Origin of the sequence: uncultured Thermanaerothrix sp. (genome assembly GCF_938028735.1) — a bacterium.
Taxonomy (GTDB): Bacteria; Chloroflexota; Anaerolineae; order Anaerolineales; family Anaerolineaceae; genus Thermanaerothrix.
In genome coordinates, this window is record NZ_CALIMF010000002.1 from 302,732 (window position 1) to 328,069 (window position 25,338).

25 protein-coding genes and 2 tRNA genes are annotated in these 25,338 nt (G+C 53.5%); 8 read left to right on the top strand and 19 right to left on the bottom strand.

Going from position 1 to position 25,338, the window contains the following annotated elements; all coding sequences use genetic code 11:
• Positions 1-34 precede the first annotated feature (34 nt).
• The 8 genes from Q0721_RS02065 to Q0721_RS02100 all read right to left on the bottom strand — a co-directional run bounded on the left by Q0721_RS02065 (position 35) and on the right by Q0721_RS02100 (position 7,310).
• The gene (locus tag Q0721_RS02065; RefSeq protein ID WP_299024786.1) at positions 35-469 is read right to left on the bottom strand and encodes a F0F1 ATP synthase subunit epsilon; all 435 of its coding nucleotides are present in this window, start codon (positions 467-469) and stop codon (positions 35-37) included.
• Positions 470-485: 16 nt separating this feature from the next.
• Positions 486-1,889, bottom strand: coding sequence for a F0F1 ATP synthase subunit beta (gene atpD / locus Q0721_RS02070; RefSeq protein WP_299024788.1), 1,404 nt, complete (start codon positions 1,887-1,889; stop codon positions 486-488).
• A 21-nt stretch (positions 1,890-1,910) separates the two neighbouring features.
• On the bottom strand, positions 1,911-2,819 hold the full coding sequence (gene atpG / locus Q0721_RS02075; protein WP_299024789.1) for an ATP synthase F1 subunit gamma: 909 nt from the start codon (positions 2,817-2,819) through the stop codon (positions 1,911-1,913).
• Between the two features lie 22 nt (positions 2,820-2,841).
• A complete protein-coding gene (gene atpA, locus Q0721_RS02080; RefSeq protein ID WP_299024791.1) occupies positions 2,842-4,503 on the bottom strand; it encodes a F0F1 ATP synthase subunit alpha in 1,662 nt (553 codons plus the stop codon).
• 146 nt (positions 4,504-4,649) lie between these two features.
• A complete protein-coding gene (ruvA, locus tag Q0721_RS02085) occupies positions 4,650-5,228 on the bottom strand; it encodes a Holliday junction branch migration protein RuvA (protein ID WP_299024793.1) in 579 nt (192 codons plus the stop codon).
• Entirely contained in the window at positions 5,225-6,070 is an 846-nt protein-coding gene (locus Q0721_RS02090; RefSeq protein ID WP_299024795.1) for an RNA methyltransferase, read from the bottom strand. Before Q0721_RS02090 ends, ruvA begins: the two co-directional genes overlap by 4 nt.
• A complete protein-coding gene (gene ruvC, locus Q0721_RS02095; RefSeq protein ID WP_299024797.1) occupies positions 6,058-6,549 on the bottom strand; it encodes a crossover junction endodeoxyribonuclease RuvC in 492 nt (163 codons plus the stop codon). The genes Q0721_RS02090 and ruvC overlap by 13 nt, the downstream gene beginning before the upstream one ends.
• Positions 6,550-6,554: 5 nt before the next feature.
• Entirely contained in the window at positions 6,555-7,310 is a 756-nt protein-coding gene (locus tag Q0721_RS02100) for a YebC/PmpR family DNA-binding transcriptional regulator (protein ID WP_299024799.1), read from the bottom strand.
• 154 nt (positions 7,311-7,464) lie between these two features.
• Here Q0721_RS02100 and Q0721_RS02105 point away from each other — a divergent pair, with 154 nt between their 5' ends.
• Positions 7,465-8,169, top strand: a complete 705-nt coding sequence (locus Q0721_RS02105; RefSeq protein WP_299024801.1) for a hypothetical protein — start codon at positions 7,465-7,467, stop codon at positions 8,167-8,169.
• 7 nt (positions 8,170-8,176) lie between these two features.
• On the opposite strand, the gene Q0721_RS02110 is transcribed toward Q0721_RS02105, so the two are convergent.
• Both Q0721_RS02110 and Q0721_RS02115 read right to left on the bottom strand, forming a co-directional pair.
• Positions 8,177-8,965: a sortase gene (locus tag Q0721_RS02110; RefSeq protein ID WP_299024803.1), complete on the bottom strand. Its 789-nt coding sequence runs from the start codon at positions 8,963-8,965 to the stop codon at positions 8,177-8,179.
• A gap of 52 nt (positions 8,966-9,017) precedes the next feature.
• Complete coding sequence (locus Q0721_RS02115; RefSeq protein WP_299024805.1) at positions 9,018-9,761, bottom strand: response regulator transcription factor; 744 nt, start codon at positions 9,759-9,761, stop codon at positions 9,018-9,020.
• A gap of 516 nt (positions 9,762-10,277) precedes the next feature.
• Between Q0721_RS02115 and Q0721_RS02120 the strand changes: the two genes are divergently transcribed.
• The 3 genes from Q0721_RS02120 (at position 10,278) to ndk (ending at position 14,851) form a co-directional block, all read left to right on the top strand.
• The gene (locus Q0721_RS02120; RefSeq protein WP_299024809.1) at positions 10,278-11,501 is read left to right on the top strand and encodes a sigma-70 family RNA polymerase sigma factor; all 1,224 of its coding nucleotides are present in this window, start codon (positions 10,278-10,280) and stop codon (positions 11,499-11,501) included.
• A 131-nt stretch (positions 11,502-11,632) separates the two neighbouring features.
• On the top strand, positions 11,633-14,365 hold the full coding sequence (locus Q0721_RS02125) for a tetratricopeptide repeat protein (protein WP_299024810.1): 2,733 nt from the start codon (positions 11,633-11,635) through the stop codon (positions 14,363-14,365).
• A 30-nt stretch (positions 14,366-14,395) separates the two neighbouring features.
• Positions 14,396-14,851, top strand: coding sequence for a nucleoside-diphosphate kinase (ndk, locus tag Q0721_RS02130; RefSeq protein WP_299024812.1), 456 nt, complete (start codon positions 14,396-14,398; stop codon positions 14,849-14,851).
• 60 nt (positions 14,852-14,911) lie between these two features.
• Here ndk and Q0721_RS02135 read toward each other — a convergent pair whose 3' ends face one another.
• The 8 genes from Q0721_RS02135 to Q0721_RS02170 all read right to left on the bottom strand — a co-directional run bounded on the left by Q0721_RS02135 (position 14,912) and on the right by Q0721_RS02170 (position 20,768).
• Positions 14,912-16,237, bottom strand: a complete 1,326-nt coding sequence (locus Q0721_RS02135; protein ID WP_299024814.1) for a LuxR C-terminal-related transcriptional regulator — start codon at positions 16,235-16,237, stop codon at positions 14,912-14,914.
• A 184-nt stretch (positions 16,238-16,421) separates the two neighbouring features.
• Positions 16,422-16,493: transfer RNA gene (locus tag Q0721_RS02140), tRNA-Gly, on the bottom strand.
• A 97-nt stretch (positions 16,494-16,590) separates the two neighbouring features.
• Complete coding sequence (locus Q0721_RS02145; protein WP_299024816.1) at positions 16,591-17,199, bottom strand: transglycosylase SLT domain-containing protein; 609 nt, start codon at positions 17,197-17,199, stop codon at positions 16,591-16,593.
• A gap of 90 nt (positions 17,200-17,289) precedes the next feature.
• Positions 17,290-17,793 (bottom strand): hypothetical protein, encoded by a 504-nt coding sequence (locus Q0721_RS02150; protein ID WP_299024818.1) that lies wholly within the window; start codon positions 17,791-17,793, stop codon positions 17,290-17,292.
• A gap of 19 nt (positions 17,794-17,812) precedes the next feature.
• Positions 17,813-18,892 carry a GDP-mannose 4,6-dehydratase gene (gmd, locus tag Q0721_RS02155; RefSeq protein ID WP_299024820.1) on the bottom strand — a complete coding sequence of 360 codons (1,080 nt, stop codon included), beginning with the start codon at positions 18,890-18,892 and terminating at the stop codon, positions 17,813-17,815.
• A gap of 91 nt (positions 18,893-18,983) precedes the next feature.
• Positions 18,984-19,961 carry an ATP-binding protein gene (locus Q0721_RS02160; RefSeq protein WP_299024822.1) on the bottom strand — a complete coding sequence of 326 codons (978 nt, stop codon included), beginning with the start codon at positions 19,959-19,961 and terminating at the stop codon, positions 18,984-18,986.
• Positions 19,958-20,158: a MoaD/ThiS family protein gene (locus tag Q0721_RS02165; protein WP_299024824.1), complete on the bottom strand. Its 201-nt coding sequence runs from the start codon at positions 20,156-20,158 to the stop codon at positions 19,958-19,960. The genes Q0721_RS02160 and Q0721_RS02165 overlap by 4 nt, the downstream gene beginning before the upstream one ends.
• 58 nt (positions 20,159-20,216) lie before the next feature.
• On the bottom strand, positions 20,217-20,768 hold the full coding sequence (locus Q0721_RS02170; RefSeq protein ID WP_299024826.1) for a mechanosensitive ion channel domain-containing protein: 552 nt from the start codon (positions 20,766-20,768) through the stop codon (positions 20,217-20,219).
• Between the two features lie 350 nt (positions 20,769-21,118).
• Here Q0721_RS02170 and Q0721_RS02175 point away from each other — a divergent pair, with 350 nt between their 5' ends.
• The 3 genes from Q0721_RS02175 to Q0721_RS02185 are packed head-to-tail and all read left to right on the top strand — an operon-like array spanning position 21,119 to position 24,745.
• Complete coding sequence (locus tag Q0721_RS02175) at positions 21,119-22,669, top strand: acyl-CoA carboxylase subunit beta (RefSeq protein ID WP_299024828.1); 1,551 nt, start codon at positions 21,119-21,121, stop codon at positions 22,667-22,669.
• 33 nt (positions 22,670-22,702) lie between these two features.
• Positions 22,703-24,214, top strand: a complete 1,512-nt coding sequence (gene accC / locus Q0721_RS02180; protein WP_299024830.1) for an acetyl-CoA carboxylase biotin carboxylase subunit — start codon at positions 22,703-22,705, stop codon at positions 24,212-24,214.
• Positions 24,215-24,238: 24 nt separating this feature from the next.
• A complete protein-coding gene (locus Q0721_RS02185) occupies positions 24,239-24,745 on the top strand; it encodes a biotin/lipoyl-containing protein (protein ID WP_299024832.1) in 507 nt (168 codons plus the stop codon).
• 113 nt (positions 24,746-24,858) lie between these two features.
• Here Q0721_RS02185 and Q0721_RS02190 read toward each other — a convergent pair.
• Positions 24,859-24,930 (bottom strand) — tRNA-Ile (locus Q0721_RS02190).
• A 171-nt stretch (positions 24,931-25,101) separates the two neighbouring features.
• On the opposite strand from Q0721_RS02190, the gene Q0721_RS02195 reads away from it, so the two are divergent.
• On the top strand, positions 25,102-25,317 hold the full coding sequence (locus Q0721_RS02195; RefSeq protein ID WP_054522216.1) for a cold-shock protein: 216 nt from the start codon (positions 25,102-25,104) through the stop codon (positions 25,315-25,317).
• The last annotated feature ends 21 nt before the right edge of the window (positions 25,318-25,338 follow it).

The window sequence follows — 25,338 nt, forward strand, 5'->3', positions numbered from 1 at the left end:
AATCCTTTCATCCCAAAGCATCAAACCCAGCGCCTTATTCACGTCGTTCACGTTGCACCCGTTGCCGATAGCGCTGAACGGCTTCCAGGCGCAAGTTCGACCGGCGCAGGGCGGCCTGAAGTTCAAAATATTCATCCGACTCTTCAGGGATGCCTTTCTTAAGCATCTCTTCAGCACGGCGCTTAGCAGCTTCGGCGCGCTGAACGTTAATCTCCATGACGTTCTCAGCAGCGTCCGCCAACACAGTCACCTGATCAGGTTGCACTTCGGCAATTCCCCCAGCAACGGTAAAATACTGCTCCTCACCCTGCTTGCGCACAATAATAATCCCATAGCGGAGCGCGGTGAGGAGAGGGGCATGATTGGGTAAGATACCCATCTCGCCCTCAACCCCTGGCAAGATAACAATATCAGCATCCCCCGAAAATACAACGCGATCCTGGGAGACAATTTCACACCGAATGGGCATGCGTCCCTACCTTTTATCAAGCCGTCTCAAGCAACTTGCGGGCCTTCTCCCGGGCCTCATCAATGGTGCCTACCATGTAAAAGGCTTGCTCGGGCATATCATCGCACTGGCCGTCGAGGATCTCGCGGAAACCCCGCACGGTCTCGCGCAAGGGCACATAGCGCCCTTCCAATCCAGTGAATTGCTCGGCCACAAACATCGGTTGGGAGAAAAAGCGCTCGATCTTGCGCGCACGTGAGACCAGAAGTTTATCTTCCTCGCTCAGTTCATCAATTCCCAAAATGGCAATGATATCTTGCAAATCCTTATAGCGCTGGAGGACCCGTTGTACCTCGCGCGCGGTGGTATAGTGCTCTTCGCCAACGATGCGCGGATCTAGAATGCGCGAGGTTGAAGCCAGCGGATCTACCGCCGGGTAGATGCCTTTTTCGGCAATTGAACGTTCCAGAGCAATGGTAGCATCTAGGTGTGCAAAAGTGGTCACTGGCGCCGGGTCAGAATAATCATCTGCCGGCACGTAAACCGCCTGCATCGAGGTAATTGAACCTTGGCGCGTCGAGGTAATGCGTTCCTGGAGTTCTCCCATTTCGGTTGCCAAGGTGGGTTGATAACCCACTGCAGAGGGCATACGTCCCAGAAGGGCTGACACTTCGGAACCCGACATGGTGAAACGGAAAATATTGTCAATAAAAAGGAGAACGTCCTTGCCCTGATCACGGAAGTACTCGGCCATGGATAGTGCCGTTAGGGCCACCCGCAAGCGTACCCCGGCCGGCTCATTCATCTGGCCAAATACCATCACAGTGTCTTTCATCACGCCCGATTCAAGCATCTCACGATACAACTGAGTTCCCTCGCGCGTGCGCTCACCCACGCCAGCAAACACCGAATTTCCCTGATGAACGGTGGCAATGGAACGAATCAGTTCCATGATGATAACTGTCTTACCTACACCAGCGCCACCGAAAATCCCAGTTTTTCCGCCCTTGGTAAAGGGGGCAATCAGATCAATCACTTTCAGACCAGTCTCAAAGACCTCCACTCGAGTAGATTGCTCGGCAAATTTGGGCGCTGGTCGCCGGATCGGATAGTACACATCAGAGACCACCGGACCCTTCCCATCCACGGGTTGTCCCAGCACGTTGAAAACGCGCCCGAGCGTCGCCGGTCCAACCGGAACTGTAATCGGTGCATACGTCCGGCGTACCGGCAAGCCGCGCATCAACCCATCTGTCGTGTCCATGGCGATGCAACGCACCCAGTTATCGGGCAACTGCCGCTCAACCTCCAGGACAAGCGGTGTGCCCTCTGGACGAATCACCTCCAATGCTTCAAAGAGCTCGGGCAAATCCCCGGCTGGAAAGACAACATCCACCACCCCACCCAGGATCTGAACGATGCGACCGCTAGCCTGATTCATTTATGCCTCCCAAAATTAACATCACCGCTCTGCCTCAACCATGCTTTTAGCAAGTGCCTCGGCCCCGGCCGAGATATCCAGCATGTCACTAGTAATGGATTGCTGGCGCGCCTTGTTGTAATCAAGTTGTAGAGCCGTGATCAACTCACGTGCGTTCTCGGTAGCATTGCGCATGGCCACCATGCGTGCAGCGTGCTCACTGGCAATGGCCGACAGGATTGAACGGTAAATTTGAAGTGAGGTAAAGCGTGGTAGGATTTCATTTAACAATTCAGTGTGCCCTGGTTCGTAGGTAAAGACTGCGTGAGTCGGATGGGTGGCCTCAGGCGAATGGACATCCATGGGCACAATCTCTGGCTCAAGCGGCAACAATTTGCGCACCCGGGGCTCCTGACGCAACATACTGATAAATTCGGTATAGGCGATAAACACCTGGTCATAATGTCCAGAGAGAAATTCGCTGATTGCCAACTGACCAATAGCAGCACAATCCACAAAGCGCGGTATAGGTGGAAGGTCGGCGAACCCAGCCAGTATCGTACGGCGGCGCCGCAACAGCATCGTCTCTCCCTTCTTCCCCACACTCACATAACTCACCTGGGACTCGAAATCACGAAACGTTTGCAACGCATAACGCACAATATTGACGTTGTAGGCACCAGCCAAACCACGGTCTGAGCTCACCAAGATCACAAGCACGGGCCCGTTTCCTTCGCGACGGGTCAATAATGGATGCAAACTTTCTGCTCCCGGCTGGCGCGCCAAGTGAAGCAGGAGTTTCCATGCCTTCTCCGCATAAGGACGGGTTTGGGAATATGCCGCAATCGCCCGCCGCACCTTACTGGCGCTCACCGTCTCTAACGCCTTGGTCACCTGGGCCAGGTTCTTAATCGAGCGAATGCGGTTGCGCATCTCACGAATGGAGGCCATTTTTGTCCCTCGCGGCTCCCTTCTACATCCAGGTGTTACTGAAAGCCTGCAGCGCCTCGCGCAGGCGGGCTTCCGTTTCAGGAGTGATCATCTTCTTTTCCGCGATATCTCGCCCAATTTCAGGGTGAGAGGACTCCATATAGCGCAATAGCGCTGCTTCCCAGGCTTTGATCCGTTCAACCGGCACGAAATCGGCAAAGCCGTTCACGCCCGCAAACAAGACAATCACCTGATACTCCAATGGCATTGGTTCATATTGGGGCTGTTTGAGGATTTCTTGTAAGCGCAGTCCCCGATTGAGTTGGGCTTGGGTCGCCTTATCCAAATCCGAACCGAATTGGGCAAAAGCAGCCAGTTCACGGAAGGCTGCCATGTCCAGGCGCAAACGGCCTGCCACCTGCTTCATAGCCTTGGTTTGTGCCGCACCACCAACGCGAGAGACCGAGATACCCACATTGATGGCAGGACGAATACCTGCGTTGAAAAGGCTGGTTTCAAGGTAGATTTGTCCATCGGTGATGGATATCACATTTGTGGGAATATAAGCCGACACATCGCCTAGCAAAGTTTCAATAATTGGCAAAGCAGTCAGCGATCCTCCAGTTCCCTCGACGGGTAGAATCTTATACTGCTCAGCATCTGGCATGGTCCTGAGCGCCTCTTCCGCCTCAAATCGCGAACGCGGGCCTTTATAAACCTGTCCATTCACCCCGTCCTCGGCTTTGGCTTTTGGATACGGGTAATCCTTTGGTACGATCACATAATGAGTGGCCAGGCGAGCGGCGCGCTCCAGCAAGCGTGAATGCAGGTAGAACACATCACCGGGGTAGGCTTCGCGCCCCGGCGGGCGGCGCAACAACAACGAAATCTGGCGATAGGCCCAGGCGTGCTTGGAAAGGTCATCATACACCACCAGAGCATCTCGCCCGCTTTCCATAAACTCTTCACCAATAGCGCAACCGGCATAAGGCGCAATATACTGCATCGCTGCTGGATCATCCGCAGAAGCCACGACCACCACCGTGTGGTTCATCGCCCCATATTGTTCTAACAGTGCGATTGTGCGCGCAATGGCAGCTTTTTTCTGCCCAATGGCAACATAAACGCAGATCAGATCTTTGCCCTTCTGGTTGATAATGGTATCAATTGCAATAGCGGTCTTACCGGTCTGACGATCCCCGATGATCAGTTCGCGCTGTCCGCGTCCAATCGGGATCATCGCATCAATTGCCTTGATACCGGTTTGAACAGGGGTGTCTACATCTTGCCGCTCGACCACTCCTGGAGCAATTCGTTCAATTGGGCGATAACGGGTAAAGGGAACAGGCCCCTTGCCGTCTATAGGTTCACCTAGGGCATTAACCACGCGCCCAAGCAAACCATCCCCTACCGGAACTGAGGCAATACGCCCTGTCGTGCGTACCTGCATCCCTTCGGTCACGGTTGCGAAATCGCCCAAAATAATGACGCCGACCTTATCTTTCTCCAGGTTGAAGGCGATTCCCATGACCCCATTTTCGAATTCCACCAGCTCCTGGGACCTGACCGTGGTAAGTCCTTCCACCTGAGCAATACCGTCGCCTGCCTCGATGACGGTCCCCACATCGCGCACTTCCAAACGCGGCTGGTAGGCCTCAATTCGTTGTTGCAGTTCAGCGGTCAGTTGTTTGATAAGATCGGACATCAACCCTCCTTAACAGATCCAATCATGGCACCCTTGTGAAGTCATTATCCTAACCTACTCGATCTAGACCCACGTTTCCAGGACAAAACACGAAACAATCATACCTGAAACACAAACCTTTGTCCAGCAAAAGCCCTTCAAAGATCTCAAGAAAAAAAATATCGCAACGCCAACCTCAAACGCTCTTCCGCATCAGCCGGTGCATCCCTGGGGATAGACTGAAGAGCCGCCTGGGCTTCAACGACGCTGTAACCCAGGCTGGTCAATGCCTCCAAGACCTGCTGGTCCACATCACTAAAGGTCACCAAGCCCGCCATGGGTTCCTCACGCCCAATCTTATCCTGTAAGTAGAGAACAATCTTTTGAGCCGTCTTACGTCCCACACCAGGTACGCGGGCAAAAATCTCCGGTTGCTCCTCACGCACTGCCTGCTGGATTAAGCCAACTGATAGAGTTCCCAGAATGGCCAGCGCCAGACGTGGTCCTACCCCGTTTACCCCCAGGAGGAGAGTAAAATAACGGCGCTCCGCTTCGCTCTCAAAACCATAAAGCGCCCAGCCATCTTCACGGACTACCAGATGGGTATGCAGAAACAAGGCACTCCCCGCGCGAGCCTGACGAGCCAACGTCATCGGCACATAGACCATTATGCCCATCCCGCCCAGTCGCAGAATCACGTAGTCTTCACCTGCTTGCATGACCTCGCCTTCAATAAATGCGATCATGGTATTTGCTCCTCACACGCGGGTCCAGAAGATAATCCGCCTTTACGCCGGCGCTGATTGAAAATCTCGTAGAGTACGACAGCGGTTGCCACAGCCACGTTAAGGGAATCCACACGTCCGACCATGGGAATAGCCACCATTGCCTGACACAACGAGGCATAAACCGGCGAGAGGCCCTCACGCTCGCTCCCCATCAGCAACATCAAGCCCTCGGGATAAATAAAGTCTCGATAATCCTGAGCCGCCCTATCTGATGTACCAATCAGGGGTGGATGACGCTCGGCAACCCAGCGCAGGAACGCCTCCCGTGAAGTGCGAACCAACCACTGCGTGAAAATCGCCCCCATGCTTGCTCTCACCGCTGCCGGATCGTAGGGGTCTGTGGTGTGCTCCAAAAGCACAATCCCCCGCGCCCCTACCGCCTCCGCGGTGCGTAGAATAGTGCCCAGATTTCCAGGATCTTGAATTGCTTCCAGCCCAATCCACAGTTCCCCCACCTCAGGTCTCACCATCGACAACGTTCCCCACTGCTGATGAATCACCGCGGCAATGCCTTGAGGATTTTCCTTGAGGGCCAGGCTCTCAAAAGCACGCGCGCTAACCTCCACTACTCGGATGCCTTTTGCCCTCGCTTCTTCCACCTGCTGTTGGGCAAATGCGCTACTCAGACGTTCAGGGGCTATGATAAGGGTCTCAATCGGCCAATTCTGCGCCAGCGCCTCCGCCACTAGACGAATGCCTTCCACATAAAATAAACCACTCTGCTCGCGCACCTTTCGCTCGCGCAATCGTCGGGCCAGTTTGAGTAACGGATTGGCAGGACTGGTGATCAGGCTCGCCATTGTTGAGTGGTACGCAGGTGATGAAGATGACAAATCGCAATAGCCAGCGCATCCGCCGCATCATCCGGTCGGGGGATCTCAGAAAGGTTGAGCAACAAGCGCACCATCTGCTGCACTTGATTCTTATCCGCACCTCCATAACCGGTGACCGCCTGCTTGACCTGGAGCGGCGAATATTCGCCAACGCTCAACCCCGCCTTAGCCAGCGCCAACAGAGCCACCCCACGGGCTTGTCCTACCGCCATGGCTGTGCGTACGTTACGCTGAAAGAACAATTGCTCAACCGCCGCGCTTTCCGGCTTAAAGCGCTGTATCAAGGCACTCAATTCGTCAAACAGTTGGGCTAGGCGCTGTTCAAGAGGCAAAAAAGGCGCGGTAGTTACCACGCCGTATGTCACCGCCTCCAGGCTACGTCCTTTATCTTGTACAATTCCATAACCGGTCGTGGCGGTACCGGGATCAATGCCCACGACCATCATGGAGCTTAACCTTCTCCAATAGCCATCAGGGCTTCGTCGGTGATGCGCAGGTTGTGATAGACGTTTTGTACGTCATCCAGGTCTTCTAAGGCTTCGATGGCACGTAATACCTGCAGCGACTCTTCGGTTCCGAGTTCAATTTCCTGGGTTGGGATCATGCGCAAGCCGGCCTCTTCCGGTTGGTAGCCCGCTGCGCGCAGGCTATCCAACAGGCTTTTGAACGATTCAACCGGCCCAACAACTTCAATGATGTTTCCGTCCATGGTCACATCATCAGCCCCGGCTTCTACCGCCACTTCAAATATTTTCTCAAAATCCTTTTCGGAGCCTTGGAGAGCAAAATAGGCAGCACGCTTGAATTGCCAGGCTACTGAGCCAGCCTCGCCTAGGCTACCACCCGCTCGTGTCAACACGTGGCGGATCTCCGCAACAGTGCGGTTGCGGTTTTCGGTGACACATTCGATCATCAAAGCCACCCCATTGGGGGCATAACCTTCGTAGAAAATTTGCTCCAGCACGCCCCCCTCTTTGCTTTCGCCGGTACCCCGCTTAATGGCGCGTTCAATGTTCTCTTTGGGCATGTTGTTAGCGCGTGCCTTTTCAATCGCCAGCCGCAAACGGACATTGGCTTCCGGATCCCCACCCCCCTCGCGGGCGGCCAATACAATTTCACGCGTCAGGCGGGTGAAAAGTTGCCCCCGCTTGGCATCCATAGCGCCTTTTTTGCGCTTAATCGTAGCCCATTTTGAATGTCCAGACATACTACCGACTCCTTAACCACATGAAATACATCGTATTCCCAACCCGTTCTTCCTGATTATACCATAACGCAACCTTACAATTCTGTAAGCCCGCCTTACAAACACCTAAAAGCGCTTGCCTTACCAGCAGGGTTTTGCGGATAATGAGCGGGCCATGGTAAAAAGATTTTACATTCGCTTAGGGTTAACCATTGCCAAAATGGCCCTTTTTATGGGACTATGGTTTATTACCACGGCCCACGTTTCCATTCCCAACCCTATCCGCGATCCCGGTCTAGCCGCAAGAGGCAATAGTGAAACAATTACGTGGGCCTCCCTCGATCTGACGGCCCTTCAGACATTCCGAGATCACCTTACGCTTACCGGTGATCCCCAACAACCAATGGGACTTTACGTGGAAGGAGTGATGGCCTACCCAATCATCCAACAGCCTCGCTCCAACCCTGCTTACGTCTCTTCCCAGCCCAACACCCTCACCGAATTTGCCTTGGCCAAGCATTACGGCAGCTTGGGCTTGTTGGCACACAATGACCTAGCGGGACAGTCTTTTCTTGCCCTTCAACCTGGACAAGATCTATGGGTTGTCTTTGGAGATGGCAACCTTAAGCGGTATCGCGTCGCCACAATAAAGCATTACCAAGCCCTGCAACCAAATTCCCCCTATTCCTCATTCATTAACATTGATGATAAGGACCGTACGGTGCTGAGCGCCGCCGAACTGTTCTTGCATATCTATGAGCGTCCTGGGGCCCTAATCCTGCAGACCTGTCTCGCCCGAAATGGGAACAACTCATGGGGGCGCCTTTTTGTCATCGCCTTGCCTGAGGAGACAACCAGCCTTTCCATCCCCCCGGAATAAGCCGTTCTCACTCCGGTTCAGCGCTGGGTAGGGGAGCTTGACCTAGCGACCGAGCCACCACAACCAACCGATGCGTATTTGAATACGCTGGCCAGCACGTGACCAGCGTGAGACGTTCGTCTTGTGAGCGCTGAATCCAGCGTGCGTTCTCCAGCCGGGTCTTCAGATCGGCGTCCCGTTCAGGCAGAATCATCACATTGACCACCACATAGCTGAAACGTCGTCCACCCCCTTCAACAACAATAAGATCGCCCGGCTCCAATTCGTGCAATCGCTCAAAAACCTTGCCATGAACATTATGATGCCCTATAAGCACCGTGTTCCCTGCCTGACCCAACATGGCTGTTGCAGTAGGCCATCCAGCAGCAAACTCATCCGGGGCAAGCCACTGCTCAAATACCCCCTCGCCAAGCTGGATTTTGCGTGTCTTTACAGGCACTACCGGGGCATCCAAGTCAATTTTGGAAATAATCAAACGTTGAGGGATGGCAGGTACGAGCGAAGGAGTGGGTTTTGCCTCCGTGGGCAAAGAACTTGACGGCATCCCAGGTGTCCCGGATAGGGTGGTTAACTCCTGGGGCGGAGGAGCAACCAACGTAGGGGGGCCTTCCTGGGCTTCGGAAAGCGTCAAGGGCACAAACCCAATGTCTGAGGAGGTCTCGTTGATGACCACTCCCGACTCAAAGGTTTGCGCGGCCTGCCATTGGTACAGACTAACCCCCAGACCAACCAAACCTCCAAACAGCAACAGAACCCCCCCCAAGCGCCACCAATCCCACGAAGAGCGCATTTTCATTATCGTGAGGCTCTCAACCCTTCTTTGTGAAAGGCTATTCGTTTATGAAAGGCTATTCGCCCGTCTCCAGTTTGTAGCCCAAGCGATCTACATTGACAATCAGATCCGCCCCCGCTTCATCTACATTGCCCAGTTTTCTGCGCAGGAGGTAGATCAGGAACTTAATGCGCTGTCGGGCTTGGGGGAGGTCACGCCCCCACACAGCCTCGGAGAGGGTCAAATAATCGACCACCTCAGGAGCATACTTCGCCAAAGTAGAGAGCACCTCAAACTCCTTGACCGTTAGAGGGATGCGTTCATTCTTATAGCGCACTTCACGAGACTGACTTTCAATAATTAGCCCTACGTTAGGAAACACATAACGATGCGAGGATTGAACATGGCGCGAACGACGCAAGATCGCATTTATCCGCGCCAAGACCTCGCCTCGGTGAAAGGGCTTGACCAGATAATCATCTGCGCCTAAGTGAAAACACTCCATCAGGGACTCTTTAGCATCAACTGCAGTGAGCACTAATACGGGGGTTGTACTGACCTGACGTAACTGACGCAACGTTTCCCAGCCATCCATTTCGGGCATCAATAGGTCCAAAAGCACCATATCAGGGGTAATGGTATGATATTTCCTCAGCGCCTCTATCCCATTCGCAGCGCTGAGGACATCAAATCCGGCCGTTCGTAATATTTGCTTTAAGAGTGTGGTGGTATCAGGGTCATCTTCGACGATCATGATGCGCGAACGCTGTCCTGAATAGAATTCATCCAGATCGGCTCCTAGCGGTTGGCTCAAAACCATAGTTGCACCTCCTTAGGTATACAAAAACCGGCCCACGGCCGGTTTCGCTATTTGGCTCCCCGAATGCCCGCCTGAAACTTTTCAGGCAAGCGACCATCTCAAGCATTCGGATCCTCGCCGCCACTCATATTACTAAACATTGCCTTGTTCTAAGGTCCTGTTTGGTTATAAATTCATTATAGTGAGGTAATCCCTTTTTGTCAATCAAGCCCAAAAATCGGGTAGCCCATGGCAAGATTAGAATTGAATTAGAATTTTACCGACCTATTGAATTCTCCTTCAAATTGTTGTATATTTTTATTACCCCATGAAGGCAGCGGGTAGGAAGAGGCTGAACCGCTGTCTATTTTCGTGTCTCGCCAGGGGGGCCCATCACAGGGTTGGGCGCCCAAGGAAAATATACCTAAAATATACCTGTACATGTATTGAATTTTGAAGAAAAAACGTGTATGCTGATAAGCGAACATCTTATTCACGAAACTCTACTCTCGATTAACGAGGATGATTAGAAGGCCTATGGAAAATCCGTTGCTTAATGTTGTAGATGAGGATGAAGAATATCCTGCAATCGCCCGCCTAATTGAACTAGGGCGTCAGAAGGGCTATGTGACCATTGACGATATCCTGCACTTTTTCCCGGAAGCGGAGCAGGATGTCGATCAATTGGAAGAAGCCTTCTCGGCGCTGATGAGCGCAGGTATCCCCTACCTCGAAGATGAACCCCTTGGTGGCGAACTAGGGGAGGAAGAAGAGGAAGAGGAACTGCTGGAAGAAGAGCCTGAACTCGAGGCAATCGAGCACGATCTTAACCTCGATGACCTGCGCGATATTGACACCGACGACACCATCGGTCTGTATCTCAAGGAGGTGAGTCGCGTGCCTCTGCTCACCGCCGAGGAGGAGGTTGAACTCGCCCAGCGCATCGAGCGTGGCCGCATGGCGCGCGAAGAACTGGCGCGTGGCAATGTCAGCCCTAAGCGCCGATTGGAACTGCGTAAGCTCATTGAAGATGGGTGGGCCGCACGCGAGCATCTGATCACCGCAAATTCGCGCTTGGTGATCAGTGTAGCCAAGAAGTACATGGGACGCGGGGTCCCCTTCCTGGATCTTATCCAGGAAGGAAACATTGGCCTGATCCGCGCCACTAAAAAATTTGATTACCGTCGCGGGCACAAGTTCAGCACCTACGCCACATGGTGGATTCGTCAAGCGGTGACGCGTGCCATTGCGGATCAGGGACGTACCATCCGCGTTCCTGTTCACATGGGCGATCAAATCAACAAACTGCTGCGCGTCCAGCATCAACTGACTCAGCGCTTGGGGCGCGAGCCAACCGTGGAAGAACTGGCCGAAGAGCTGGATGTACCTCCGAAGAAAGTGGAGAACATGATCCAGGTTGCCCGCCGGCCGCTTTCACTGGAAACACCCACCGACGACGAGGAGGACTCGGTGTTGGGTGACTTTATCGAGGATGAGGAGGCTCCTCCTCCCGATGACACAGCCACCTATAACTTGCTGCGTGAACACCTCGAAGAAGTGCTCAACACTCTACCACCGCGCGAGGTTCGCATCCTGCAGTTACGCTATGGCCTACTTGATGGTCAAGCGTACACCTTGGAAGAGGTCGGGCGTAAGATGGGAGTCACTCGCGAGCGAGTGCGTCAAATTGAAGCGCAAGCCCTCAGTCGCTTGCGCCATCCCAGCATTCGCCGCAAGCTCAGGGATTACCTTGGTGAATAATGCTTTTCCTCTGCCCACGACACATCCGTGCAAGCCAACTGCAAAATTGTCTTGCACGGATGTCTTTTTTAGAAATGCCCACTCTTGCTTGATCGGCAAAGTTGGGGCATACTAGAAAAGGGAGGTGGCTTATGCCCAAAGTTTCGCTGCGCGCCTACAACCGCGAAATTGAAAGCCTTATTGAAAAAGGGCAAACCGACGCGGCAATTGCTCACTGCCGTCACATTTTGAAGTTCTACCCTAAGCATATTGATACTTACCGTTTGTTGGGCAAAGCCTTTTTAGAGGCTCAACGCTACGCCGAAGCGGCGGACATCTTTCATCGCGTTCTCTCTTCTGTACCCGATGATTTTATTTCACAAATCGGGATGAGCATAATCCGCGAAGACGAAGGCAATCTTGATGCCGCCATCTGGCATATGGAGCGCGCTTTCGAGACCCAGCCTTCTAATACAGCCATCCAGGATGAACTACGTCGCCTGTATGGCCGCCGTGATGGCATTGAGCCGCCTCGCATTCGTCTCTCACGTGGGGCTTTAATCCGCATGTATGCTCGCGGTGAGCTCTACCCTCAGGCGATCGCGGAGGCGCGCGCTGCTCTGGCTGAGGACCCCAATCGTATTGACTTAGAGGTCATTTTAGCCCGAATGTATTATCTTTCCGGGCAGAAGGTCGCCGCAACCGAGGTCTGCACTCGTCTGGTTAGTAAATTGCCTTACTGCTTCGAGGCTAACCGGATTCTGGCTGAAATTCTCCCCACCACCTCCCGGGCTCAAGATGCGGCTATTTACCGCCAGCGTGTAGTCGCCATGGATCCCTACTTAGCGCATCTGACCCCCGGCATGTTTTCATCACTTGAGGTTCCGGACAATGCGGTGACCCTCGACCACCTGGAGTGGAGCCCGGAATTAGAAACCCCCGCCCAACCCGAGTGGACACGCACGGTAGGTGTAACTTGGCTTGCTGATGACGAAGAAGCCTTGCCCGATTGGTACTCTGCCCTCCAAGAACAGTCCTCATCCGAAAAACCCCTATCTCCCCCGGAGACTACTTCCCCGACTGAGGAGATCGAAACAAGCCTTACCGAACTTGGTGAGCCTTCCTCTCCTGAAGCGGAGACACTAATCCCTGACTGGATGCGCGAAGCCGGGTGGGAAATTCGTTCTGAAGGCACAGAAGCCCCAGAATCTCCATTAACAGCCGAGGAGATCTCAGAATCCCTCCTCGAACCTGGTGAGGTTCCAGAGTGGCTGCAGGAAATTGCTCCTCCCGATCTAGAAGCACCAACAGGAGAAGAAAGCCCCGCCCAAGCGGAAATGTGGTTTGAAAATCTGTTCCAAAGCGGTGCCTCGCAGCCTATTCCAACGGAAGAAGAATTTGCATCCGAGGTCTCCTCAGAATTTGAAGTCCCCCTCACACTCCCCCCGACCGAAACAGAGCCACCCTCTACGTGGCTGGCCGATTTGGCATCTCCGGAACCCCCTTCCCAAGGGGGGGCACAGCTCACAGAGGAATGGGCAATGCCCGAGTGGATGAGCGATGTCTCGGAAGAACCCCCCCTTTATCCAGAGCACTTCGCTCTCACTGAGGAGACAATTTCATCCACCGAGCGCCCCTCCCCAGAAGAAACCGAAGTTGCCGAGGCAGAAGCCATTCCTCCTAAGGGAGAGAGAGTTGCTTTCTCTCCAGAAGTTGCCCCAAGCGAGACGTTTTCCGGCATTGCTCCTCCGGAAGGTGAAGACATCGAGGCCGCACTGGCTTGGTTAGAGAGCCTGGCAGCCCGCCAAGGGGCGGAGGAGGCTACCCTTACGACTCCACCATCTGAACGCTCGGAGGAACCCCCCGCCTGGGTGCGTGAGGCTCAGGCAGATGCGCTCGAAACCCTCTCTACCGCTCAACCTGTAGAAATGCCACCCGCAGGTGAGCGCCCCCTGAGCTCCGAAGTTGGCATCCCTGAGAAGCCTCCCGTTGAAATGGCGCCACCCTTAGATCTCTCCACGCCCTCAAACGAAGGGGTCTCTCTGGATGAAGAGGCAGCCTTTGCCTGGTTAGAGAGCCTGGCCGCTCGTCAGGGCGCGGATGAAGACACGCTGATAACTCCGCCCGAACAGCGCGTTGAAGCGCCCCCTGCCTGGATCATCAATGCGCAAGTTGAAGAAAACCAACCCACCGATATCAAGGTCCAAGAGGATCTAATAGCGGCTTCTGAGTTCTCCACCGAGGAGTCTCGGGTAGAGATTCCTGTGCCGCCTGAATCCATTCAGACTAGCACTGAAACCATACCCGAATGGTTGCAAGAGGTTCTGGAACCTCCCACCCCATCATCCGAAGAAGCCAAAGACGTCATGGCTCCGGAGGAAACACCTGAGCCCTCAGAAACCATCGAAGATACGCAACCGGTCCGTCTCACTGCCTCTGAGCCGACCTGGGTTGCCACTCCACCAGAAAGCGAAGCCCTCACATCCGAATGGCTGGCAGAATTGGCAGAAGTTCCATTCACCACCGAGGAAGAGGAGGGTAAGAGCACCTGGGTGCCGGAGGAGGTTATCGCCACTGAGGGGATAGCTCTGCAGCCAGCCGTCGCACCTGTCTCCGAAACGGTTCCCGACGAAGCCCTTCTGTGGTTGCGTGAGGCCCAAAACGCTTCGCAAGCCGGCAACTTGGAGCGAGCCCTCCAGTTCTATCAGCGTCTCATCCAGGGTGCTTATTATCTTGAGGATGTTATTCACGATTTACACGAAGCGCTCTATCGTTTTCCAATCGATGTAGGCTTATGGCAGGCTCTTGGCGATGCCTATGTGCGTAGTAACCGCCTGCAAGAAGCCCTGGATGCCTACACGAAGGCCGAAGAGCTGCTTCGATAAAAACCATCCCTTTATTCATGGAGGCGCACTGTGGAACGCACACTGGTCTTGATCAAACCGGATGCGGTGCAACGTGGCTTGATCGGTGAAATCATCCTCCGGTTGGAACGCCGTGGCCTGAAACTTATTGCCGCCAAATTCTTACAGGTTAGCCAGGAGTTAGCCGAAACCCATTACGCCGTGCACAAAGGGAAACCCTTTTACGAGGGACTGGTGCATTACATCACCTCTGCACCCGTGATGGCTATGGTCTGGGAAGGACCCAATGCTATCGCGGCTGTGCGTCAAACCATGGGGGCCACTCGACCTACTGAAGCAGCACCGGGAACCATTCGCCATGACTTTGCCCTGGAGGTGGGGCGTAACCTGACGCACGCTTCCGATTCTCCTGAAACGGCCGCCCAGGAAATTGCATTGTGGTTCAAGCCCGAAGAACTTTATCCCTGGGACCGTGCTACCGATCCCTGGATCATGGGTCAGAATTAGGCTTTCAACGTTTGGAAAAAAACATCTCGGGCAGATAACCCGAGATGTTGATTTTCCAGTCTAGCGATTGATCACTGGCAGATTAATCGTATAAATAGCCTGATACGCCAGGTGAAGCGCCTGATCAACACCCCCAATGCGCCCTCCTAGATAATGCACACGGGTGTCAGTGGAAAGGAACAACCCATCCTCCCCCAACGGGTTGGGAATGGCGGCCACGGGTTGCCATGCATCACTACCTTCAGTATAAGCCCATAACATTGGCGGGGTTTCGCCCCTATCGGCAGGCGGGTTGCCCACCACATAAAGATTGCCTGCCAGAGAGGTTGCCGCCACCGGGATGAACACCTCAGGCAAGTTGCCTCGGCGTTCCCAAGCCTTATCTTGACCAGCGCCCCGGTTGGGGTAGTAGGCCCACAGTTGAGGGGTATCCCCATTACGATAACCCACCAGGAGAATCTTGTTATTAATGGCTACAGCAAAAAGATGCCCAAACGACTCCGGCAGTTCTCCCCCATCCTTCCATTGCTTAAGCGCAGGATCGTAGGACCAAATCTGGCTCATAAATTCATACCCATCCCATCCCCCAAAGAGAAAGAGGCGTCCCTCAAAAGCCACTAACGCATAACGACACACAGGGCGCAGCAGGGTGGGTCCAGTCTCCCAGACATCCTGGCGTGGGTCATAGATCTCCAAACGGTTGCTAGGTTGTCCACTGGGCGTACACCCACCGGGGATATATAAGCGCTCACCTAGTACTGCCCCTTCCGCATCTTCTACCGCTGACGGCTTGGACCGGCGAGAGTCCCAGGCATTTCGTTCCAGGTCGTAGACCAACACCGCTCCATCTACACCCTGAGCAGTGCGCCCACCAACAACCAGCAACCAGTTCTCATAACGTCCCCCCGCCATTCCACTTCGTCCGGTCGGCAAAGCTGTTAAGGACAAGAAACGTTGTGCATTGGTGACCTCTCCACCATCTGAAGGCGAGGGAACAGGCGAGACGAGCGTGCGAATCATTACGCCAAGGACAACGATGCTCACCAGCACAATTAATAAAGCCACTTCCCAGCGAATGGAGAGGTGAGATCGCGTTTCAGGACGGACCTCCAAATGGCTCGTCCTGTCCTGTGTTTCCGCTTCGATTTCCCCCTGATTTCCGCGCTCAGGAAGAGGGGTTGCAACAATGCCATGTCGCAGTGCGTAGAGGGTGGCTTCGGTGCGAGAGACAACACCAATTTTGCTGAAAATATTACGCAGATGCACCTTCACAGTATTAGGACTGATATACAACTTCTGGGCAATCTCTTTATTCGATGCCCCTGTGGCCACTAGGCGCAGAATCTCGCGCTCTCGCTCACTGAGATTGACCTGTTCTTCTGTCATGCCCCTATTATACGTCCAGAGAAAATCAACTCCGAATATACCCCCATAAACAAAAGCCAAAGCATTTCCCCAAGAGTGAGCGTCAATTACTTTATTGTGAGTAATCCCCCACAAGATCTTGGGGGCGCACAAAATACCGCCACACTTGATCTCATGGCGGTTTAGGACGAATACCTAGAAACAGAGCGGGTGACGGGATTCGAACCCGCGAATCGTAGCTTGGGAAGCTACTGCCTTACCGCTTGGCCACACCCGCATTGTACCCAAAATTATAGCCAGAGGTGACCGGAATGTCAACGCTTTCGCCGCCCCAAAACCTTCACCTCCCGGAGAAGGCAAAACGAGAATAAGGGTTACCGATATGTCTCGTATATGCGCAAAACAATGTCGGCATAGTAATATCCGACATTGATCGGGCCATAGGCGCGCAGAGCTTCACGAACGTCCCCGGTACGTTGAATTAAGCCTGCCAACATCCGCGTGCCATAAGCAATATTGAACTCAGGATCAAACAGCTCCTCCATGCTCGGGCGAGAGGCAAAACAGGGCCCGTTTTTACACATGAAGCTGGCCGCCAAGCCATCCCGCGGCATCACCTGCATCAGCCCAACTGCACCGCTCTTCGAATAGGCCTCAGGGTTGCCGCCGCTTTCTTGCAAGATCACCGCTGCAATCAAATTCGGATCCAGTCCATTTTCCGCTGCATAACGTTCAATCAAACTGCACCAACGGCGTACCTTATCGGGAAAACGCAAACTGATTGAACAATCTCTTTCACCAGTCTCGGTCTCGCTCGTCGCTCCAGCCTCGGTCTCGGGCACAGGGGTTGGTGTTAAGGCTGCCATCTCTTCACCGGCTGCCTGAACCGTCAAACTGGGGCTGGCGATCCAGCGAGTAAACGCAATCAAGAATAGGCATCCAATGACCAATCCAGGTACAATGGCAGCGGTTGCGCGATTCATTGTCAGCACCTCACTTTTTGGGGTGCCGATATTATAGCACATTAGTTCTATATATTCAACCCCCAAAATCTACGGACGCAACGCGCCCATCTATTCTTGCCCTGAAGATGGGGTTCGCTCACGCGCATGCTGTAACGCTAGTGCAACTATACGATCAAACCCCTCTTCCAACAGGCGTCGAATCATGGCTGCCGCTTGCTCGTAATCTGCCAAACTTCCCCCAATCGGGTCCGGTACATTATACGCTTGACCTGTCATTTCGGTCAGCAGGTAGATCCGGGAAGCATGTTCAGGATATTCCACCCATAGTGCCTCGCGCTGGTTTTTCTCCATGACCAGCACCAGATCAGACCGCGCCAGAATATCGCCGTTCACCTCACGTGAACGGTGGCTTGAAACGTCCAGACCATAGCGAGCAAGAACGCTTTGCACCTCCCCGATCACCGCTTGTCCTGGCATCGCCCAGGTACCTGCTGATTCCACTTGCCATTGGCGCCAATCATTACGCTTTTGCTTGAGCAGGGCCCGGAATATTTCGGCTGCCATGGGCGAACGCACCCGATTGGCAGTACATACAAAAAGTACTGTGGGCATAGAGCCCCCTTCCACAAAACTAAGGCAGTCGTTCCATGCTGACAACCTGGTGCTCCCAGCGGTGCCAACCGGATGAAAATCGCTCCGCCAGGATGCGTTTGCCCTCTCCCGGCGAGGGGAGCCCCATCAGTTCCAAATCGGCATCCACCATGATGCGTACCAACTCGCGAAAGCGGACTTTGGGTTCCCACCCCAACTCACGCCGCGCCTTGCTGGCATCGGCCAGCAAATAATCTACCTCCGTCGGACGGAAGTAACGAGGATCAATTCGCACATAGTCATGCCAATCCAGCCCCACATAGCCAAACGCTTCATCGAGAAACTCACGCACTGAATGGGCTTCACCAGTGCCAATGACATAATCGTCGGGCTGATCCTGCTGTAGCATCAACCACATGGCCTCAACATACTCGGGCGCATACCCCCAATCCCGTTTAGCATCCAAGTTACCCAGGTAAAGGTAACGCTGCTTCCCCGCCATAATTGCCGCCACGGCACGGGTAATTTTGCGCGTCACAAAGGTTTCGCCTCGGCGAGGTGATTCATGATTAAACAAAATGCCATTGCAGGCAAATAAGCCATACCCCTCACGATAGTTCCGTGTTACCCAGTAAGCATACACTTTAGCCGCAGCATAAGGGCTTCGTGGTTCAAAAGGGGTTTGTTCGTTCTGGGGTGGCTTAGCCCCTCCAAACATTTCACTCGAAGAAGCCTGGTAGAAACGGGCCTTGCATCCACTCTTGCGCACGGCTTCTAACACCCGAATCGCACCCAGGCCAGTGATGTTGCCGGTATACTCGGGCATATCAAAACTCACCCGCACATGCGATTGTGCCGCCAAGTGATAAATCTCGTCCGGCTGAATGTTATAGATCAAATCCATCAGGCTTTCGGGCACCGAAATATCCCCGTAATGGAGATAAAAAGGCAACTCTCCCCCGTTCGGATGCGGATCACGGTAGATATGATCAATGCGTCGGGTATTGAAGGTGCTCGCGCGTCGAATCAGACCATGGACCTCATAACCCTTAGCCAATAAAAACTCCGCCAGGTAAGAACCATCCTGGCCGGTGATGCCCGTAATTAGCGCTTTTTTCAAGATCCATACCTCCCCAGAATAATGACCGCCGGGTTGCACTTACCCTGCGCTCAAAGTATACCCAGGCCGCTTAGGCCTGTCAAATGGCTACTCACACGGATGGCCGCTGAGTTCCTGAGGTCTCCAACGACTCAGGTTCAAACAAACGGCAGTAAGCACATAACCCTGGTGATGTCGTTGGTTGTCCGCACTTGGGGCAGGGGTGTAATTCAAGAGGCAACTCTTCCTCACGTGGCAAGACCAATTGACCCGAGTCACGGGCTTCTATAAAGCCAAGGTAAAAGCGTAATTTGGCGCCTGGCTCAACTTCTTCCAGACGATTGAGTAGGTCCTTGTAAAGTAGTTGTTTGCTCCCTTCTGCAAAGGGACACTCATCTTCAATATACGCAATTCCCCGCACCAGGGAGTACGCTGCCGTTTCACGCTCACTAAAGCGACAAAATGGCTTGACCTTGCGCGCAAAGCCAGGTGATTCGGGCAGTACTGGCGACTGACGGCGCATCTGCTCCAGATTCCAGTGGAACACGTTTCCAAAAAGAAACGCCACTTCATCGTCCAGGTTATGAGCTGTGGCCAGCACATTAAACCCCAGATCCAGGGCTGCCTGGTTCATATCGTGTCGCTTGATCAACCCACACACAGCACAGGGTTTATCGCGCCCCCGCCGAGTACGCCGGGCAATTTCAGGCACACTCTCCCCGTGATCTTGTGTCACGTTGATCACATGTAACACCAAGCCTCGTTGCTCAGCAAACTCGCGCGTCAGGCGCTCTGACTCATTCGAGTAGCGCAAACCCTCGTCAATGCCAAGATTGATATACAAACCCTCGGCATGATAACCCAACTGCCACAAAACATCCCACAGCGCTAGCGAATCCTTGCCCCCCGATACGGCTACCAACACTCTCTCATCGCGGGTGAACATGCGATACTTTTCAATAAAGCGCTGAGTTTGCTGAACAAACCACTCAATATAATGGTCCTTGCAAAGCGCCAGGCGATGCTGGCGCATCCGTATGACAGCCCGCTCGCTACACTTCATGCACTTCATCGAAACACTGGATGTCACCGCCCACCTCCAGAAATTGAGGGGACTATTTTGACCACATCGCCATCGCGCAAAACGTCATTCTCGTTAAGCAATTCGCCGTTCCGCACCACTAAGTGTGACTCAGGAGAGAGATTCAAGCGCCTCAGTGCCTCTTTTACCGTGATAGTCCCTTCAATTTGAAATTCCTGCTTACGCAAGATCAGAACTACTGGCATATCTTGACCTCCTCTGTCAAGATTTAGATTTTAACACACTTTGTCAGGCCCACGCGCTCTATTCGGGCTCTTGCACTGAAATGGTTGAGGGACGAGATCGGTTGAGATTGACCACCATCCGAATATCACCGTTGGGTAATATGTGGAGATTCCCCTTTTCATCGCGCAGGTGGGTCACACGCAAGGTCATTTGCTCTACTACTCCCGTATGATCTCCCACTTGGATGGTATCCCCTAGCTCAAATTGACCTTCTAGGAGAATAAATATCCCATTGATAACATCCCTTACCAAGGTTTGCGTTCCCAGCGAAAGGGCCAACCCCAACACCCCAGCACCAGTCAGCAAGGGCAGAATGTTAATGCCTAGGGTGTGCAACACCATCAGGAGCGCGAGAGTCACAATTACCACATTGACAGTATGCTGCCCCAACTTAATAAGGGTGTGAATGCGCCCTTTGCGCTCTGGTAACACCGCCCAACGCTGCAGCAGTCGAGTCTCCAGAGATCGAAACCCCGCCACACTTAGCCGCTGTGCCAGGATTGCCAGAAGTGCAATGAAAACCGGTTTAACCAAAAGGGTGATGATTTGGAGCCAGGACCATTCACGCATCTGATCACCTCCAGAACGCTTGTTGTATATTATCTCGCTGCACTTGAGTCGGCTTTACCCATACGGCCCTAGTATATCAGATCGGTTTTCTCTGTTTCCTCAAATTCGATAGATTTTGAGGGTTGTTTAGAAATAGGATAGTTCATGTCGTCTTGAATTAACGATCCTTGCCTTAACCGAGAGAGCTCTCACGATGCAAAAAACTTTTCCCTTACACCTGAGCGCATATTCATTCCTCGTAACGAAACGGGTTGACGGGGTTAATTTGTTTAGGTTGAAGACACGCGCTCACCCAATGGTAGTCAGAGTTTGGTCAGCCTACAGCCCAGTGCTTATACAGAGAAGTAGCCATGAGTGAACACCCAAAATTGCAGCATCTTCGCATGCTCAAGGCTCAAGCCCGTTTAGGGGGTGGCATTGAGCGCATTGAAGCCCAACACAGAAAAGGTCGCCTAACGGCTCGTGAGCGAATCGATCGCTTACTCGATCCGGGTTCATTTCGCGAATTAGATGCCCTAGCCGTCCACCGTTGCCATGATTTTGGTCTTGACCAGCAACGCTTCCTGGGTGATGGGGTGGTAACGGGCTGGGGCACCATTGAGGGGCGTCTGGTGTTTCTCTTCTCTCAGGATTTCACGGTACTCGGCGGAAGTCTGGGCGAGATCCATGCCCAGAAAATTTGTAAAGTCATGGACTTAGCGATAAAGAACGGCGCCCCCCTCATTGGGATCAACGACTCGGGAGGTGCCCGCATTCAAGAGGGCGTGGATGCCTTAGCCGGTTATGGCGATGTTTTTCTGCGCAACACACTCGCCTCAGGGGTTATTCCTCAAATTTCACTGATCATGGGGCCCTGCGCTGGGGGTGCGGTTTACTCCCCTGCCCTGACTGACTTCATTTTTATGGTGCGCGGTTCGTCTCATATGTTTGTTACTGGGCCCGAAGTGGTCAAAGCGGTTACCCACGAAGAGGTCACTTTTGAACAATTAGGCGGGGCCGATATTCATGCCCAACTCTCAGGAGTTGCCCATCGAGTGGCAGAGAATGAAACTGAGGCACTGGCTCTTACGCGCCAGTTATTGAGTTACTTGCCCTCTAACAACATGAGCGACCCGCCATATGTGGCAACGTCGGACGATCCTATGCGGATGGAAGCAGCGCTGGACGATTTGGTACCGGATGATCCGGCGCGCGCGTACGACATTAAGACCGCTCTGACGTGGATAGTAGACGAGGGGCAGTTTTTTGAAATCCAGGAATTGTATGCCCCTAACGTGGTTATCGGGTTTGCGCGTTTGGGCGGTCATAGCGTGGGCATTGTGGCCAATCAGCCCGCCGTTCTAGCAGGAGTGCTTGACATTCATGCTGCCGAAAAAGCAGCCCGCTTTGTGCGCTTTTGTGATGCCTTCAATATTCCCATTATTACTTTTGTTGACGTGCCCGGCTTCATGCCCGGCACGGCTCAGGAGCATGGAGGGGTGATTCGAGCGGGGGCCAAACTCCTTCACGCCTATTGCGAAGCCACTGTACCCAAACTAACGGTCATTACACGCAAAGCCTATGGGGGTGCTTATATTGTGATGAGCAGCAAACATCTGCGCTCAGACCTTAATTTTGCCTGGCCCACTGCCGAAATTGCCGTGATGGGTCCCGAAGGAGCCATGAGCATTATCTTTCGCAAAGAATTAGAAGCCTCTACAGACCCTACACAACGCAAGGCCGAACTGGTACAAGAATATCGTGAAAAATTCGCTAACCCATATGTTGCAGCCGCTCGGGGTTACATTGATGATGTCATCGAACCCCGCGAGACCCGCCCGCGTCTGATTGAGGGGTTGCAAATGCTGATCAACAAGCGCGATACGAACCCGCCCAAGAAACACGGAAACATTCCTTTGTGAACTCTTGGAGGAGATACCCAAAGGAGGCACAACATGTTTAAGAAAATTCTAATCGCCAATCGCGGTGAGATCGCCGTTCGCATTGCTCGTGCTTGCCGAGAACTGGGAATTCAGAGTGTAGCGGTTTATTCGGATGCTGACCGCCAAGCGCTTCATGTACGCTACGCCGACGAGGCTTATTATTTGGGCCCCTCACCAGCGCGCGAATCCTATCTATGTGCCGACAAAATACTGGCCATTGCGCGTAAGTGTGGTGCGGATGCTATTCACCCTGGCTATGGTTTTCTAGCCGAGCGTGCCGACTTTGCCCAAGCATGCATGGAATCCGGTATCACCTTCATCGGCCCTAAGCCTTCGGCCATTGCGGCAATGGGTGACAAAGCCGTAGCCCGGGCGACAGTAGCAGTAGCAGGGGTGCCTGTTGTTCCCGGCACCGAGGGCGAGGGCAATCTCAGCGATGAAGAGCTGCTGACCATCGCTCCCCAAATCGGCTTTCCATTGCTTATCAAGGCCACGGCCGGGGGTGGTGGAAAAGGGATGCGCGAGGTGCGTTCGATAGAAGAGATGCCCGCATTGCTCCAGGCTGCCCGGCGTGAGGCCGAGGCTGCTTTTGGAGATGGCAACATTTATCTAGAGAAACTCATCCCTGGGGCACGTCACATTGAGTTTCAAATCCTTGCCGACTCCTACGGTAATATTGTGCACTTGGGCGAACGGGAATGTTCTATCCAGCGCCGTCACCAAAAATTGGTTGAAGAATCCCCCTCTCCCCTATTGGCGGAGAACCCTGACCTACGCGCCCGAATGGGAGAGGTTGCTATACGCGCCGCCAAAGCCGTTGGATATGTCAATGCCGGAACCATTGAATTTCTGGTTGATCAAGAGCACAATTTTTATTTCCTAGAGATGAACACTCGTTTACAAGTGGAGCACCCAGTTACCGAGATGGTAACTGGTACTGATCTGGTCAAAGAGCAAATCCTGATCGCTGCTGGGTGTCCTTTGCGCTTTACCCAGGAAGATGTCCATCTCCGCGGCGCTGCGATCGAATGCCGGATTAACGCAGAAGACCCTGCTCACAATTTCATTCCCACCATCGGACAGATCCGCCATCTTTTCACTCCGGCGGGTCCGGGTGTGCGTCTGGACAGCGGCATCTATGCCGGCTACGAGATATCGCCTTATTATGATCCCTTGATTGCCAAGCTGATTGTGTGGGGAGAAACCCGCACCGAAGCAATTCAACGTATGCGCCGAGCCCTAGAAGAACTACGCATCGTAGGCGTTCAGACCAATGTTCCCTTTCACCTTGCCTTGATGCATGCCCCACGCTTTATTGCCGGGCAGTATGACACCTCATTTGTTGATCAGCATCTGGTAACCGCGCAGAATAGCGATGAACAAACCGTGGCCATGCTGGCGGCCATTGCAGCAGCGCTGGCCGCCCATCGCCAGCGCCCCCAGAAAGTAACCGCTTCGTCTCAACCCGCTTACCCAAGCAACGCCTGGAAGTGGGTGGGCCGCTGGGAATTTGCGCTTCGTTAGCCCCATCGTGGTGTTGAGGTGAGCATGAGTCGCTACGTAGTACACATCGGGGATCGGGAATACCACATTGAGATTTTAGATGACCGCCATGTGCGCCTTAACGGTGAAATCATCGAGGTAGATCTTGCTACCCTCCCCGGTTCCCCTTTATTCTCACTTATTGTGAACGGGAAATCCTATGAAGTGTTGGCAACCCCACAGGGAGAAGACTGGGAAGTCCACCTGAAGGGACGCACCTACCTGGCGGAGGTGGAGGACGAGGCCGCTCGCACCTTGCGCACAAGTATTCCGGACAACGCCGCCCAATCCTCGGACTATCTCCTTCAAGCCCCTATGCCCGGATTAGTGGTGGCCGTTCCAGTTGCAATCGGTCAGGAAGTGAACGTCAATGAAGTCCTAGTGGTTCTGGAGTCAATGAAGATGCAAAATGAACTACGCGCTCCCTATTCCGGTCACGTCGTCGAGATTTATGTTCATCCGGGCGAGCGGGTGTTGCAAAAACAAGACTTATTACGAATGCGCCGTTTCTAGAAAGACGCTTCTAGTTTACGGCCTCTCCAGTACAACACGCCCATCCAAAAGTTTGTGGGAACGAGACAACTTGCAGCATGGGACCAACATTTGGGATCCCTTGCTTAAATTAGTGGGCCCGGCAGGATTCGAACCTGCGACCAAGCGGTTATGAGCCGCCCGCTCTGCCGCTGAGCTACGGGCCCAACTGACAAATAAATTATAACATGAGTACCAACTTCCTGTCTGGCTGCAAAAAAATCGCCATGAAACTGGCTTGACATTTGATTCATTGCATGATAATCTTGGCTCAACGTGGCCCGTGGTAGCGCGCCGCAGGCCTAAGCAATCTCAAAGTACTAAACGGAGTTTAAGGCATGTCTGAACGTTATGTAGGAACTGTCAAGTGGTTCAACCCCACCAAGGGGTACGGCTTCATTGGCCGCGAGAATGGCGAGGACGTCTTTGTCCATTACACCGCTATCCAGATGGCAGGTTATCGCCAGCTCAAAGAAGGCCAGAAAGTGGAATTTTCTATCGAAGAAGGGCCCAAGGGCCTGCAGGCAGCGCGGGTCGTTCCACTCTCGCAATAAACCACCGCTGGCCAATTGCAC